Source organism: Gemmatimonadetes bacterium SCN 70-22 (genome assembly GCA_001724275.1).
Taxonomy (GTDB): domain Bacteria; phylum Gemmatimonadota; class Gemmatimonadetes; order Gemmatimonadales; family Gemmatimonadaceae; genus SCN-70-22.
In genome coordinates this window covers 46,481-61,952 of sequence record MEDZ01000002.1, presented here as the reverse complement: position 1 = coordinate 61,952, position 15,472 = coordinate 46,481, and the positions used below count along the sequence as shown (strand labels likewise).

The 15,472-nt window shown below is 69.3% G+C and carries 10 protein-coding genes; 3 read left to right on the top strand and 7 right to left on the bottom strand.

Features of this window, described 5'->3' with window-relative positions; all coding sequences use genetic code 11:
* Nucleotides 1-69: 69 nt before the first annotated feature.
* The 4 genes from ABS52_00355 to ABS52_00340 form a co-directional block, all read right to left on the bottom strand.
* Nucleotides 70-1,032: a hypothetical protein gene (locus ABS52_00355; protein ID ODT05194.1), complete on the bottom strand. Its 963-nt coding sequence runs from the start codon at nucleotides 1,030-1,032 to the stop codon at nucleotides 70-72.
* A 334-nt stretch (nucleotides 1,033-1,366) separates the two neighbouring features.
* The gene (locus ABS52_00350) at nucleotides 1,367-2,137 is read right to left on the bottom strand and encodes a hypothetical protein (protein ID ODT05193.1); all 771 of its coding nucleotides are present in this window, start codon (nucleotides 2,135-2,137) and stop codon (nucleotides 1,367-1,369) included.
* A gap of 6 nt (nucleotides 2,138-2,143) precedes the next feature.
* Nucleotides 2,144-3,721, bottom strand: a complete 1,578-nt coding sequence (locus ABS52_00345) for a hypothetical protein (protein ID ODT05394.1) — start codon at nucleotides 3,719-3,721, stop codon at nucleotides 2,144-2,146.
* Between the two features lie 2 nt (nucleotides 3,722-3,723).
* Entirely contained in the window at nucleotides 3,724-6,807 is a 3,084-nt protein-coding gene (locus ABS52_00340) for a hypothetical protein (GenBank protein ID ODT05192.1), read from the bottom strand.
* Between the two features lie 311 nt (nucleotides 6,808-7,118).
* Here ABS52_00340 and ABS52_00335 point away from each other — a divergent pair, with 311 nt between their 5' ends.
* Nucleotides 7,119-7,913, top strand: a complete 795-nt coding sequence (locus ABS52_00335; protein ODT05191.1) for a nitrilase — start codon at nucleotides 7,119-7,121, stop codon at nucleotides 7,911-7,913.
* Nucleotide 7,914: 1 nt separating this feature from the next.
* Here the strand turns inward: ABS52_00335 and ABS52_00330 are convergent, their stop codons facing one another.
* Nucleotides 7,915-10,350, bottom strand: coding sequence for a cation-transporting ATPase (locus ABS52_00330; protein ODT05393.1), 2,436 nt, complete (start codon nucleotides 10,348-10,350; stop codon nucleotides 7,915-7,917).
* A gap of 322 nt (nucleotides 10,351-10,672) precedes the next feature.
* Between ABS52_00330 and ABS52_00325 the strand changes: the two genes are divergently transcribed.
* Nucleotides 10,673-12,955 (top strand): hypothetical protein, encoded by a 2,283-nt coding sequence (locus tag ABS52_00325; GenBank protein ODT05190.1) that lies wholly within the window; start codon nucleotides 10,673-10,675, stop codon nucleotides 12,953-12,955.
* 33 nt (nucleotides 12,956-12,988) lie between these two features.
* Here the strand turns inward: ABS52_00325 and ABS52_00320 are convergent, their stop codons facing one another.
* Both ABS52_00320 and ABS52_00315 read right to left on the bottom strand, forming a co-directional pair.
* Nucleotides 12,989-13,237 (bottom strand): hypothetical protein, encoded by a 249-nt coding sequence (locus ABS52_00320; protein ID ODT05189.1) that lies wholly within the window; start codon nucleotides 13,235-13,237, stop codon nucleotides 12,989-12,991.
* 134 nt (nucleotides 13,238-13,371) lie between these two features.
* Complete coding sequence (locus ABS52_00315; GenBank protein ODT05188.1) at nucleotides 13,372-14,328, bottom strand: cysteine synthase; 957 nt, start codon at nucleotides 14,326-14,328, stop codon at nucleotides 13,372-13,374.
* 168 nt (nucleotides 14,329-14,496) lie between these two features.
* On the opposite strand from ABS52_00315, the gene ABS52_00310 reads away from it, so the two are divergent.
* Nucleotides 14,497-15,459, top strand: a complete 963-nt coding sequence (locus tag ABS52_00310; GenBank protein ODT05392.1) for an AraC family transcriptional regulator — start codon at nucleotides 14,497-14,499, stop codon at nucleotides 15,457-15,459.
* Nucleotides 15,460-15,472: the final 13 nt, after the last annotated feature.

Below are 15,472 nucleotides of genomic sequence, written 5' to 3'. Positions count from 1 at the left end.
GCTCCCGCCCCCCTCAGGCGCCGCGAGCGGCGTGGCGATGGGCACGTGCGCGGCACTGCCTGTGCGGCCTCACGGCACCAGGCGAGCGGCCGCCGGGACGACGTCGACCCATGGTTGCGCCCGTAGCGCCTGCTCGATGAAGGGGCGATGTGACGCGCCGATGACGAGCAGCGTGCGTTTCCCCTCGGCGCTGGCCATGGCGCGAAGGACATGCGCCGCGATGTCGGAATTGCGCGCGTGCCACAGCGCCAGGCGGCGCTTCCCGGCATCGTGAAGCGCCGCGCCTCGCGCGAATGGCTCCCATTCCGCGCTGCGGTCCATCGTCGCGTATTCGTCCGAGTTCATCCAGGAATACAGGGTCACCAGCCCGTCGGGGCGCTCGGCGTGCCAGTGCGCCGCCTGTCGCGCGTTCAATGACTCCAGGGCGCGTGCGATCGTCGAATCCTGCAGCAGCGGGAGGAGTTCCTGCTCGAGGGACTGCACCCCGAGTTCGTCGGCGAATATGTCCGCGGCACACAGGCGCCGATGCCCCATCCGGCGGGCCAGCGGGATGGCGATCGAGGCAATCTCGTTGGGCGAGTCGGACAGGGTGCGGAGCCGCTCGGTCGCGTCGCGCCCCAGGCGCTCCTGCGCCGCGTCGCGCTCGGCATTGGTGAGCGCCGTCCAGTTGAGGAGCGCCGACCAGGGTTCGTATCCCGCCAGTTGCAGCGCGATGAGTCGCAGGCGCGTTGGCGCGTCCAGGGTCCCGGGGCGCTGCTCCAGGGTTCGCGCCTCCGCGCGCGCGGCCTTCCCGTCGACCGACAGGCGCAGCTGCTGCTCCGGCGCCAGGCGCACGGCGTCGCGTGCGAAGGTTGCCAGCAGCTCGCCGTACTGCTGCGGGTTCCCCGCGAACTGCTGCACACGCTCGCCCGGGATCGCCTCCACGCACACCAGCGTCGGCTCGAAAGCGGTCAGGCGATCGACCACCGCGAGTCGCTGCGCCACGCTGGGGGTGGGGTTCAGGCGGCTCAGGTGCGCTGTGCCCACGACCATTACCTGTCCGTGGGCCGGGGACGGAGGGAGCAATGCGAGCCCGCCCGTGAAGAGCCCGACGAATAGGTGCCGGCGGCGCCGCGCGTGGGGGGCGCCGCCGAACTGGTGAGTGGAGCTCGAGCGTTCCTCCATCCTGTCTCCCGTTGCGAAGGGGGTTGGTGTCGTCCGTGCCTTCCTACGGACGGGACGCCCGCATGTTGCACCACCGCGGCCGACAAGCTACGCCCCCTCGGCAGTGGCGCCACCCACGGACTGCTCGCGGGTGCGAAATGCACCACGGCCCCCCCGCGCACGATGGCGCGAGGGGGCCGCGGAGAAGAACGCCGGCGATGTGTTACCGGTTGGCGGTGTTGTCGAGGAACGGCCGGTTGGTGGCCGTGCTGGAGGTGACGGTGATGTCGCCACGCGCGCCGATGGTATAGACACGCCCAGCCGCGAACGTCACGTTCGTCCGGGCGATGGCGTTCGTCGACGAGCCCGCGTAGCGCGTCGCCAGGTTGTACGTCCCGGCGGGGAGCGAGGTGAATGCCCCCGCGCCCTTGTAGGCCACCGCCGCGCCTAGCGCGACCTCGGTCGCGGTGACGGTGTTCGTGGCGTACAACGTCATCGGAGTGGCGTTCGCGATGGCATTCACGAAGCGCACGTAGGCGACTGAGAAATCGAACTCGGCGGGAAAGGCATCCTCCACGATGAACGCATCCACCGACTTGCTGCCGGCGTCGTAGAAGCCGCTCAGGTAGAACGAGTAGCTCTTCCCGCTCGCGAGCGGCGCAGCGACGCTCCCGATCGCGAGGTCCTTGTCGGTCGTGGCGGCGATCTTGCCGGCCAGTGTGTACTGCCCGGCATTGATGGCCGAGTAGTAGCCACCCGCCCCCACGCTGCCATAGTTGACGCCGAGCGTGGATTCGCTGCCGGTGGCCGAGCTGATCGCCGTCATCTTGGTGTCGTTGGCGTAGAAGTTCACGCCGGGGGCGTTCACCCCGAAATTGAAGAACTTGACGCGAGCCGTGGGGAGCGGGCCCGAGATGTCCTGGACCGCCGTTTCGTCACAGCCCGTCAGGAGCGCCGCACAGAGCAGCACCGCGAGGGTTCGATGTATGGTCATGTCGGGTTACGGTTCGATGATCCACATCGGCTTCGTGTGGTAATCCAGGGCGAGTCCGCCGATGACGTCCAGGCCGGCCCGGTTCCACACGTACTCCGAGTTGTACCGCGGACGGATGCGTTGCACGACCTTGCCGCCATTGTCCGGGTAGAGGTTGGTCGGGGGGGTGAAGCCCGGATAGACCTGGGCCCCGGTGGCCGGGTCGATGTCCGTGTAGTGGAAGCGGCGCATGTCCATCCAGATCTCGTTGTGCCCCCACGCCCACTGCGCGATGTACTTCTGGGTCATGATGTGCGTCAGCGTCAGCCCGGCCGGTGAGGCCGGGACGACCTGCGGCGCGGCGAGGAAGGCGTTCTTCTCCGCCGCGGAGATCTGGGTGGCCGCCTGGCCGTCGTCGCTGTTGCGCGCGTTGACCCAGTCGATGTGCGCCGCGACGCCGTTGCGATACGCGATGAGCGCCGTGGCCTTGTCGCCCATCCGGTATGCCGCCTCGGCCTTGATGAACTGCAGCTGCGCGTACGTCATCACCGGGATCTTCGACTTGTCGGAGAAGATGTAGCGCGAGGGCTGCTGCAGCCCGCCGCTGGTGGGATAGCCGAAGAAGTTGTTGGGCATCTGCGCCGCGGGGAGCGGCGTCGTGCCGGCGACGTTGATGTCGAGCCCGCGGTACTGCCCGTCGGGCGACGGGGCCAGCATGCGCGACATGCGAGGATCCACCACGCCACCGGTGTACGTCCCGTTCATCAGGTTCACGACAAATTGCGTCTGCCGGTAGCTGGTGATGTTGTTGCGCGTCCGCCCGTAGAAATTGCGGTCGTCGTTCACGGTGGCGGGATAGCTCATCAACGGCTCGTCCGCGTTGCTCGAGAGCGACTTGTCGACGTTGGCGATCACTTCCGCCGGCTTGTAGCTCGCCTTGTTGGAGTAGTGATTGAGCGCCAGCGCCTTCATCCCATAGGCCAGCTTCAGCCACTTGGTCCGGTCGCCGTTGTAGACCTTGTCCGTGCGGGCCAGGTACACCTGGTCCACGGCGCCGTCGGTCTTCTGCAGGTACTCGATCGCCTTGTCCAGCAGGCGCAGGATCTCGGTGTAGGCGTACTCCTGCGTGTCGTAGTTGAACGAGAACTTGGACTGGTCGATCGCCTCCTTGACGATGATCTCGCCATGGAGGTCGGTGGTCACCTGCCACCCCCACGCCTTGAGCATGTACCCCACCCCGGCCAGGTCCCAGCGCTGCTCGGCCTCGGCCTTGGTGATCATGTCGACCAGGTTCTGTCCCAGCGACCAGTAGACGTCGCGCCACTGCTGGGCGCCGTTGTCGGAAGCCGGGTCGTACCCCATGCGGTCCCACGTGGAGAGGACGCTTCCCGGGAGCATCCACTGCTGCGTGTAGCGCCCCACGAAGCGGCCGTCCCACAACGGCGACGTCGCCATCCAGTACAGCATCGGCGAGAGGTACAGGTTGGCCGAGACGGTCTGCGGGGCGTTGGGGTTCTCGTTGACGTCCAGGAAGTCCTTGCAGCCCGCGGAGAGCGCGGACAGCGCCAGCAGGGCGGCACACGCGCCCCTGCGAATGTTTTTCATCATTAGAACGCCACCTTGAGGCCGAAGGTGAAGCCGCGCGGCATGGGGAAGTTGCCGAAGTCGATCCCGGCCGCCCCCGAGCCGCCGACCGCGGCGGTGTTCCCGTTCACGATTGGGTCGAGCCCCGAGTAGTTGGTGATGAGGAAGAGGTCCGTGCCGGTGACGAAGACGCTCGCATCGCGCGAATTGAGGAAGCCGCGCGGGAGCTGGTAGCGGAGCGTCACGTCGCGCAGGCGCAGCCAGTTGATGTCCTTCTCGATGAACAGCTCCTCGCTCATCAGCGTGTAGTAGGCGGGCTGCACCGCGGGGATCACGACGATGTTGTTCTTCGTCGGGCTGTCGCTGTTCTCCTTCCCGTCGCGCAGCACGCCCTTGATGACCCGCGGCTCCTCGCGGTCGAGCGTCTTGGTGCTGAGCCCGCGGACGGTGAGGTAGTGCTGCGTCCCGTTGAGGACGTCGCCCCCCTTCCGGATGTCCAGCAGGAAGTTCAGCGACCAGCGCTGGTGGCGGAACGTGTTGGTGAGGCCGATCGTGAAGTCGGGCTGCCGGTCGTACCCGGCGTCGATGAAGGTCGTTGCGCGGATGGGAAGCCCCGAGGTCGGGTCGATGAGGAGCTCGCCCTTGTTGTTTCGCTGGTAGAAGAGCCCGGTGAGGGACCGCGTCGACAGGCCGGGCTTGGTGCCGTTGCGCACGTTGCCGTACAGCCAGGTGTCGGAGACGTACGACTCCGGCAGCGCATTGGGGAGCTCGAGCACCTTGCCGCGCGACCGGTCGAAGTTGGCCTGCACGTCCCACGCGATGAGACGGTTCTCGATCGGCGTCCCGCGCAGCGTCACCTCCCACCCCTCGTTGCGCGTGACGGCCCCGTTCAGGTTGAAGAGGATGAAGCCGGTGGCGTACGAACCGCGGATGTCGTTGACGATCTGGTCCTTGGTCTGCTTGCGGTACCAGGTGACGTCGAGCCCGAGGCGGTCATCCAGGAAGCCGAGCTCCGTCCCGAACTCGTACGAGCGTGCGAACTCCGGCTTGAGCTTGAGGTTGGGCCCCCAGAAACCATAGCCATACCCGCCGAACGACGAGGCCTTGTACTCCAGCGACGGCCGGAAGGCGTACGGGCGCGCATCCTTGCCGACCTCGGCGTAGCCGGCGCGCAGGCGCCCGGTCATGAACCGCTTGAGCGAGGGGAAGGCGTCGGAGAAGACGAACGACGTGTTGACCGACGGATACATGAAGGAGTTGCGCTCCACCGGGATGGTCGACGTCCAGTCGTTGCGCAGCGTCCCCGTCAGGTACAGGTAGTCGTTGTAGTTGAGCGTCGCGCTCCCGAACAGCGACACCAGCCGCCGCTGCGTGATCGTGGTGCGGTTGGTGCGCGAGCTGGTGTTGTTGACCGAGACGAAGTTCGGGTCGAGGAAGTCCATCCCCTGCAGCGAGGCCGCGGTGGACTTGAAGTCGGACACCTGGTTCCCGACCAACCCGTTGATCGAGAAGCCCTTGCCAATGGTGTGCGGCTCGAAGTTCACCAGCGTCTGCGCCGTGAGGTTGCGCACGACGTCGTTGGCCTGGTCGAGGATGCCGTTGTTGTTGATGCCGTAGGCGCTCTCGGGGTGGCGCAGGATCAGGTTCTCGTTGGTGTAGCCGTCCATCCCGAAGTTCGACTTCACGTTCACCCAGGAGAACGGGGTGAGGATGAGGCCGAGGTTGGTGACCAGGCGCGAGTTCTTCGCGTTGATCTGGTTCTTCTCGACGTTGAAGTACGGGTTGTCGACCTCGGACCCCGCGGAGAGGCTCGTGATGCGGCGGCGGTTCCCGGCGGGGGTCAGCCAGTCCTTCGCGTTGTCGGTCCCGGGCCACACCAGGAGGCCGAGGAGCGGGCCGTTGGTCCCCTTGAAGGTCTGGTTGTTGTTGGCCATGGCGTACTGCATCGACAAGTCGGCGCGGAGCCACGAGTTGATCTGCGACGCTGACGCCCCCGTGAGGTTGATGCGGGAGTAGTCGGAGTTGGGAATCACCCCTTCCTGCTTGTCGCCCGACAGCGCAACGCGATAGTTGATGCGACTGTCCTGCGACGCGCCCGAGAACGCGAGGTTGTGGCGCTGGGTGATGGCGTTGCGGAAGAAGCCGTCGACGTTGTCGTAGAACTTCGTCCCCTGGGCGTACGGGGCGCCGAAGTAGTAGAAGTCGCCCCCCTCCACCGTGGGGCCGTAGGTGTGCTGCACCTCCGGCGCCTCGCGCGTGTTCTCGAACTTGAAGCTGGAGCTGTACTCGAACCCGCCCGTCCCCGCGCGACCGCGCTTGGTCGTGATGACGATGGCGCCGTTGGCGGCGTCGATGCCGTAGAGCGCCGAGGCTTCGGGCCCCTTGAGCACCGTGATCGACTCGATGTCGTCCGGGTTGATGTCGGCCGCGCGGTTGGTGAAGTCCACCCCGCGGTTGTTGAACGCCGTCAGTGATCCCGGCGCGTCGGCGGCGAACACGCTGGTGTTCAGCGTCTTGTTGTCGAGCGGGAGCCCGTCCACGATCATCAGCGGCTGGTTGCTCGACGAGATCGACGAGACGCCGCGAATGGTGATCGATGACGACGCGCCCGGCACGCCGGACGACGAGGTGACCTCGACCCCGGCGATGCGCCCCTGCAGCGCGTTCACGAAGTTCTGGCGCTGCGTCTCGGCGATGGCGCCGCCGTCCACCGATTGCTGCGCGGTCCCCAGGGTGCGGACCTGCGCCAGCTGGCCCAGCGCCGTCACCACCATGGCGTCGAGCTGCGTCGCCACGCGGCGCAGCGACACGTTGATGACGTCAGCGGCCCCCACCGTCCGTTCCTCGGGGGCCGTCCCGATGAACCGGAACTGGAGTACCTGGCCGACGGCGGCGCGAAGCGAGTACGTCCCGTCAACCCGGGTCATCGTCCCGGTGGTCGTCCCCTTGACGACCACCGAGACCCCGCCCAGGGGCTCGCCCTGCTCGCTCGTCACCCGGCCGGTGACGGACTTCTGTTGTGGCGTTCCTTGGGCCGTCGCCGGTGCCGCCGTGCCAGCGGCGAGCAGCAACGCGCCCGTCAACACCATGACTATTCGATTTCTCATAGGGAGTGGTACCAGGTTCTGGTGAACGGAGTCACGCGGACCATGTCGGTCTGGTGGGCGTGCGACATCGGGCGTCGACCCGCGCGCTGGAGGGCCAGCGCCGGAGTGGATTGCCCGGACGTCGTGTGCGTGAACTCCTGGACTGCGATGCAACGCCGCAGCGCCTCCTGAAGGGGCCCATGGCGTGGTCAGGTGCACGGCACGCGCCCCTGCCCTCGTCCGCCTCGGAGGCGAGCTGGATTCCCCTCTGCCCCGAGTCGCGCCCATACTTATCCCCCGAATGAGAGCGCGTCAACCAATTTCGGGGCTTCATGACCACCTCGCGCGTCGCCCTCGCCAACCTCCGCTTCCCACGCACCCCGGGGCAGGCGGTGTCGCTTGCAACGAGCGCCGTCGAGGCGGCAGGAAATGCCGCAGCCGACGTCGTCTGCTTTCCCGAGTGCTTCGTCCCTGGCTATCGCGGCATGGGCAAGCTCCCCCCTCCCCCTGACCGCGTGATGCTCGAACGGGCGTGGGGGACCATCGCGGCGGCTGCGCGCGCCGCCAACGTGGCGGTGGTCCTCGGGACGGAGCGGTTCGTCGCGGATGGTCTCGCGATCACCACCCTGGTCATCAACCGCGATGGCTCCACCGCGGGGTGGCAGGACAAGGTGCAACTCGATCCGACCGAAGAGGGGACGTATGTTCCCGGGACCGGGCGCAACACCTTCCAGGCCGGTGCGTTGACCTTCGGCCTCTCCATCTGCCACGAGGGGTGGCGCTACCCCGAGACGGTGCGCTGGGCAGCCCGGCGCGGGGCGCAGCTGGTCTTCATCCCGCACTTCAGCATGGCGGAGGGCGACAGCTTCCGCCCCACGACGTTCTGCGACCCCGCCAACTCGTTTCACGAGAAGGCGCTCCAGTGCCGTGCGGCGGAAAACACCATTTACGTCGCGGCGGTGAACTACGCGAGCGACGGGGCGCCCACGACGTCGGCCGTCATCCGCCCGGACGGGACGGTGCAGGCGTTCCAGCCGTACGGCGAGGAAGGACTCCTCGTCGCCGACATCGATCGCTCGGCGGCCACGGGACTGCTGGCGCGGCGATACAAGGCGATGGGGCCCTGAGTCATTCGTCAGGCGCATCCACGACGGGCCAGGCCGTCCCGAGGTAGCGGGCCAGCGGACGCTTGACGAGTTCCGTGACGCCCAGGTACGCCAGCGCGAGCCCGATGACGATCGCGAGGTCCCCCGTGGCGGGGCGCTGGAACTCGAAGAAGGCCGCGCTCCAGGGGATCAACGGGAGGGCCAGCGTGAGCACGAACGCCACACCCGAGAGGAAGAGGAGGATCGGCGCCGGCCACCCCGCCCTGGTGATCGGCAGGAAGGAGCGAATGGAGAAGACCAGCAGCAGCTCGGTCAGCACGCTCCCGATGAACCAGTTCGTCTGCAGCGCCTGTGGCGAGACGCGATAGAAGAGGGCGAAGTAGATGAAATCGAAGGCGGTGCTGACGAGCCCCAGCGTGATGAAGGTGACGTACAACGAGCGGAAGTCGTAGCGCTGGGGGCTCGCGACCTCCCGCGACGAGACGCGGTCGAAGGCGATCGCCATCATCGGGAAGTCGGAGAAGAGGTTCAGCAACAGGAGCTGCTTGGGGAGCATCGGGAGGAAGCTGATGAACAGCGAGCCGATCGCCACCGCGTAGAAGTTCCCGAAGTTCGAGACGAGCGTCGCGCGGATGTACTTGAGGGTGTTGGCGAAGGTCTCGCGCCCCAGGCGGATGCCGTCGACGATGACGCGCAGGTCACTCTGCAGGAGGACGATGTCGGCGGTCTCGCGCGCCACGTCGGCGGCGGACTGCACGACCATGGACACGTGCGCCGCCTTCAGCGCCGGCGCATCGTTGATCCCCTCGCCCAGGTACCCGACGGTGTACTGCTGCCTGAGCAGCTGGATGAGCGCCAGCTTCTGCTCGGGCGTGGTGCGCGCGAAGACGCGCACCTTGCCGATGCGCTCCTGCAAGGCCGGCGCGGGGAGCGCCAGGAACGCCGCGGCCTCCACCACCTCGTCGGCGGCGGCGACCAGTCCGGCCTCGCGCCCCACGGCCTCCGCCACCACCGCGGAATCCCCGGTGATGATCGTGATCGCGACGTTGAGGCGCTTCGCATCCGCCACGGTCTCGATGGTCGTGGACTTGAGCCGGTCGACGAACGACACGAAGCCGCCGAAGCGCATCCCGCTCCCATCGTCGTGACTCACCCCGAGGACGCGCCTCCCCTGGCGCTCCTGGCCGGCGAGCCACCCCTGTACCGCCCCGCGATCGGCCCAGCCGTGCGAGAAGAAGTACTCCGGGCTCCCGCGGCGGATGTGCAGCTGGCGGCCATCGCGCCGGCGGACGACGACCCCATTGCTGCGCAGCGCGGGATCGAACGCCTCTTCCTCGACCACGGTGAAACCCGCGACCTCGTCCCGCTGCGCCGGCGAAAGCGCCTCGTCGGTCGCGCGGTCGAAGGGCTCGGGGGAGCGCTGGTCCAGGTGGTGTGCCGCGAGGCGCGCGAGGACCAGCGGGTGCAACGGCGCCCCGTCCACCCGGTAGTCGTCCACGTATACGAGGCGATTCTCCGTGATGGTCCCGGTCTTGTCGGTGCAGATCAGCGTCACCGACCCCAGGTCGTGCACCGAGGAGAGGCGCTTCACGATCACCTGTCGCCGCGCGAAGGTGAGCGCCCCGCGCGAGAGGGAGAAGGTCAGGACCAGCGGCAGCGCCTCCGGGATCACCGAGACGGCGAGCGCGATCGCGAAGACGAGGAGCCCCGGGACGTCGGCCCCCTCCCCCTCGATCAGGACGTTGGCCAGGACCACGAACAGCAGCGTCAGGAGCGTCGTCCGCAGGATGAAGCCGCTGATGCGCTCCAGCCCCAGCGTCAGTTCGCTCCGGGCCTGCACTCCGGTGGCGGTCGACGCCAGCGCCGCGAGGCGCGTCGCCGTCCCGATGGCGACCACTTCCGCCAGGGCGTTGCCTCGGCCGATGACGACGCCTTGCAGCAGGCGGTGCTCGTCGCCGGCGTCGGCCGCCGGGCCCACGAGCACCGCCTTGGGCACCGCGAGGCTCTCGCCCGTGAAGGTCGTCTCGTCGACGAGCAGCTGGCTCGCCTGCCGCAGCACGGCATCGGCCGGGACGATGTCGCCCGTCTCGAGCTTGAGGAGGTCGCCGGGGACGACGTCGCCCGTCGCGATCTCGTGCTCCCGCCCGTCGCGCACGACGGTGGTGGTGCGCACCAGGTACGACTTGAGCGCGTCCGCCGCTGCATTCGCCTTGTAGTCCTGGAAGACGTTGAGCGACGTGCCAAGCAGGACGAACAGGAGGATGAACGCCGCGTCGACCGGCTCGCCCAGGGCGAAGGTCACGGCCGCGGCGGCGAGGAGCAGGAGGTTGAAGATCCCCTGGAACTGGCGCCAGACGAGGCGCAGCAGTCGGTGGCGCGGCGCGGGGAGGGCGTTGGGACCGTAGCGCTCACGCCGCGCCGCCGCTTCGTTCGACGTGAGACCGCTCAGCTCACCCATGTTCGCCGCCGCCTCCGTCCTCGTGGCCGACGTGCCGGGGGAAGCATGTCCCACGCCGGGGCGCCTCCCACGAGTGTTTCCCCGCCGGACGACGCGAGCCACTCGTGCTCGAATGCTAGCACCTGTCGGCGCCGGTCGGCACTCGTCAGCCCCGCGCGAACGCCCACTCGCCCGGACGCCGGCGCGGGGGCGCGTGCGTCGCCGTGATGCGAGACACGATGCGATGGCGAGCACCACTACCAGGGGGGCGTAGCGCACTGCGCATTTGATGCCGGCACGCGGAATTGTGCGACCCTCACGCGAATCGCTCGTCTACCAACCGATGCTCCCATTCCTCGTCGTCGCCCAACTCGCCGCCGCACCGCTCGCCTCCGCCACGCTCGCTGTCACCGCGGGAGCGCCGGCGCCCGGCGCCCTCCACGCCCTCGTGGCCCGCGCCGTCGAGCGCAATCGCGCCGTCCCGGCATCGCTGCTCGAGTATCGCGCCCGAATGGAGAGTGAGATCGCCGTCCTCAAGGGACGAGCGGATGGGGAAGAAGGGGCGCTCTCCCTCGAGCAGTCGCAGAACGAGGTCCGCTGGCGACGCGGTGGAGCCTTCAGCCAGCACCTCACCGCCTATCGCGCGCGCCAGGCCGGTCCATCGCTCTCGGCGCTGGCGGTCCTGCGCAAGTCGTGGGCGATCCCGATGCTGTACGGCAATGCCTTCGAAGGCTTCTTCGGAAAGGGGGGCGGACCGGCGAGCGGATCGCCCGACGACGCGAAATCGCGCCCCGATGACGACGGCGCCGCCATTCACCCATTCGGCCCCGAGGGCGAGCGCGTCTACGAGTTCTCCGGCGGCGACACCGTCGCGGTCATCGGCAGCGAACGCCGGACGATCCACGTCGTGCGCGTGATGGTCGAACCGCGACGCGCACAGGCGACATGGCCGGTGGTGGTCTTCCGCGGCGAGATCAACCTCGACGCCGAGCGCGGCGAGATCGTGCGGATGCGCGGCCAGTTCGTGACCCTCGAACGTGGCGGCCCGCAGCAGAAGCGCCTCCTCATCCTCCCGGTGCGCGTGATGGCGTTCGTCGACCTCGAGTCGGTCGAGATCGACGGACGCTACTGGCTCCCGAGCTACCAGCGGATCGAGATGCACGTGGACGTCCCGGCGCTCGCCGAGGGGAAGTCGGTCTTTCGCATCGTCTCCCGCTTCCGGGGGCATGCGGTGAAGTGGAACGACCCCTCGGGGGTGGTCGCGGGCGCCGCCAACGACGGCGCAGCGACCGCCGTCGCCCCGAGCGAGGCCGCGACGACGGTGCCATCGCTGCACCGGCTGACGATGGCGGCCGGCGATACGCTCGAGCGTCCCGCCGACTGGTGGCGCCCGATCGGCGAGGCGACGGCGTCGCTGCGCGGGAGCGACTTCTCCGACGCCGGCGCCGCGGGGGTGGATTCGGCCGGCGCTGCGCGTTTCAGCTGGCGCGCACAGCGCCTGGCCGATGTGATGCGGTTCAATCGCATCGAGGGGTGGAGCACCGGCGTCACGGCCGAGTACACGCCCGGTGCCGCCGCCCCCGGTGTCACGCTTCGCGCCAACGCGATGTGGGCCTGGGAGGAACGGGCCGTGCGAGGGCGACTGGAAGCCGACCGCCGCTTCGACGATGGGCGCTGGCGCGCCGGGGTACGACTCGCGCGCACCCTCGACATCACCAACGACTTCACTGCCCCCAGCGACAGCGGCGGCGCGCTGGTCGCGGCGCTGGCCGGCATCGACGACTACGACTATGTCGACCGCCGGTCGGCGACATTCCTGGTAGATGTCACCCTCCTCCCGCGACGCGCCACCATGCGCGTGGAGTTGGGCGCGGGGGACGACCGGAAGACCGTGGCCCGCATGGTGGGCGGCCCCCTCGGCAGCGCGGAGCCATTCCGTCCGAATCGGGGAGTGGACCAGGGCGCCTATGTCCGGTCGGCGGTGCAGGCGGAGTGGAATCCCATGGTCAACGCCGGGGGGCTGGCCACCGGCGTGGGGGCCATCCTGCGGAGCGAGGTCGCGGCGGGCCGTCTCGACTGGCAGCGCACCACCGTGCGGGTGAACGCTCGCGCCGACCGCGGAAGCATGGCCTACGCGCTCCGCCTCGACGGCGGGATTCTCGCCAGCCGCAACGCACCCCCCCAACAGCTGTTCGAGCTGGGTGGCGGGCCGGCCTTCCCCGGGTACGAGTACAAGGAGTTCGCGGGTGACCGCGCCCTGGCGGCGCATGCGCGCGCGCTCTATCGCCTCCCCGTCCTGCGCGCGCCGCTGCGGATGCTCGGTTGCACCTGCTTCCCATCACCCGCCCCGGAGCTCGCGCTCACGCTGCACGGCGCCACCGTGTCGGCCAGCGGCGCCGCCACGCAGGCGTCGGTCGCGCGCCTGGGGTCCAAGGGCGACGTGGTCGGCGCGATCCCCGCCCCGCCGGGGCGACGACTCCCGCTGGCCCGCGCGACCGACGGCGTGCGGAGCTCCGTGGAAGCGGGGGTGCGTGTCTTCGGCGGGGCGGTGACGGTGGCGATGGCCCGGGCACTGGAAGCCGGCGCCCAGTGGCGGATGGTCGTGCTGCTGGGGCAGGCGTGGTAGCGAGGGCGCGTCGCACGCCGACGCGCCCTCGCCCTACGGCGACGCGTCCAGCGCCTCCATCAGCTCGCTGAAGCGCGCTCGCTGCTGGGGGGTGAGCACGGAGAGGTCGATGCCGAGGATCGGCTCCGCCTCCTCCGCATCCTCCTCGGTGGACTCGTCGCGCCGCTCCAGCTCCAGCGCCTGGACGGCGGCGACCGCGGCCTCCAACGATCCGCTGCCGCTGATGTATGCCTCCACGAGCGCGCGCGCTTCCCGTTCCTCCGCCGGGCGATCTCTCCGCATGTCGTCCTCCGACTGGGGTCCGGCGAAAAGGTAGCCATCCCTCGCGAGCGCCGGCCATCGGGGAAACCGTCCCTCGCCATCGTCAGGGCGCTGACGGCGCCGCGCGTGAGGAGCGCCTCCCCGCGAGAGGAGCGCTAGGAGTTCCCCAGTCGCGCCCCGTACCCCTTCAGGTACTTCATCCCGGTGTCGCACATGACCGACACCACCGTCGCCCCCGCCCCGAGCTGCTCGGCGACGCGCAGGGCGGCAATCACGTTGGCACCGGTCGAGGTCCCGGCGAAGAGCCCCTCCTCCCTCGCCAGGCGCATCGCCATCGTGACGGCCTCCTCGGTGGAGACGAGCTCGATCTGGTCGACGATCTCGCGCCGCCACAGCGGCACGACGAAGCCAGCGCCGACGCCGTCGATCTTGTGGGCGCCGGTCTTCCCTCCGGAGAGGACCGGGGATTCCGCCGGCTCGACGGCGACGATGCGGATCCGGGGATCGTGGTGGCGCAGCCCCTCCGCCGTGCCGCGGAGCGATGCCGCCGTCCCGACGCTCTGCACGAAGGCATCGACCTTCCCGTCCGTCTGGTTCCAGAACTCGTCGGCCATCCTGTGGTAGGCCGCCAGCTGGTCGGCGTTGTTGAGCTGGTCGGTCCAGAAGCTCCCCGGCCGCTCGGCGATGACCCGCGCGCCCTCGATCATGTCCCGGGTGAGCTTCTCGGTCATCCGTCCGCTGTCGCTGGGAACGACGTGCAGCGTGGCGCCGAGGATCCGCATGTAATCGAGCTTCTCCTGTGCGAAGGCATCGGACGAGACGATGTGGAGCGGGTATCCCTTGGCGGCGCAGACGAGCGAGAGCGACACTCCCGTGCTCCCTCCCGTGTACTCGACCACGAAGCCGTCCCTGGCGAGCCGTCCATCCCGCTCGGCCGCCTCGACCATGGCGAGCGCCATGCGGTCCTTCATGCTCCCGGTCGGATTCTCGCTCTCCAGCTTGAGGAGGATGCGCGCGCCACTGGCCGGGACGATGTGGCGCAGGGCGACGAGGGAGGTGTTCCCGATGCACTGCAGGATGTCGGACCGGGGGGAGCGGGTGGGGGCGGGCATGACGTCGTCTCCGGTGGGGATGGCGTGGACTGGGGGCCAGCTTACGGAGGGATGCCGAGGTGTGCCACGGGCAAGAACGCCAATGTTCGGTGCATTCTTGCCACGGCGATCCTGGGCGATGCCCGGCCGGGCATGGACGCGGGCCCCGGCGCGCGCCAGCTTGGTGCCATGCGCGTGAGCGTCCTCGCCCTCGATGACGTGTTCGACCTCGGGTTGTCCGGGGTGCTCGACGTCTTCCAGACCGCGAACGAGCTCATCCAGCTCGCGGGGCTGTCGGTCGCACCGTTCGAGGTCACCACGGTCGGCGTGCGCCGGTCGGTGCGGACGTCGCACGGGCTGCGTGTCCCCGTGGAGGCGATCGGCCGGCGGCGGCCGGACTGCGTGGTGGTCCCGGCCATCGGCTACAAGATGCCCGAGCCGCTGGAGGTGGCGCTGGGGCGCGGCGACATCGCGGATGCGGCGGGGGCGCTGCGCCAGTGGGCGCGCCGCGGGAGCCGGATGACGGCCGCCTGCATCGGGACGTTTGTCATGGCCGAGTCGGGGTTGCTGGATGGGGAGCGGGCGACGACGACGTGGTGGCTGGCGCCGCTCTTCCGCCGGCGCTATCCGGACGTCCTCCTCGATGAGTCGCGGATGCTCGTGACGTCTGGGCGATTCGTGACCGCCGGCGCCGCGCTGAGTCACGTGGACCTCGCGCTCGCCCTGGTGCGCGGCGCGAGCCCGCAGCTGGCGGCGCTCACCGCGCGGTACCTCATCATCGACACGAGGGCGTCGCAAACGGCCTATGCCCTCGCCGATCACCTGGCGCACGACGACCCGGTCGTGCAACGCTTCGAGGCGTGGGGGCGCTCGCGGCTGGCGAAGGGGTTCTCGCTCGACGACGCGGCGCGGGCGGTGGGCGCGAGCAAGCGCACGCTCGCGCGCCACATGCAGCGCGTGCTGGGCAAGACCCCGCTCGCCTACTTCCAGGCGCTCCGCGTGGAGCGCGCGGTGCACCTGCTGCGGACCGGCGACGCGAGCGTGGACGAGGTGGCCGCCCGGGTGGGCTATGCCGATGGTGCCACGCTGCGCGCGCTCTTGCGGCGACAGCTCCGCCTCGGGGTGCGGGAGATCAGGCAGAAGGCGGAGTAGCGCGATCGCCGCC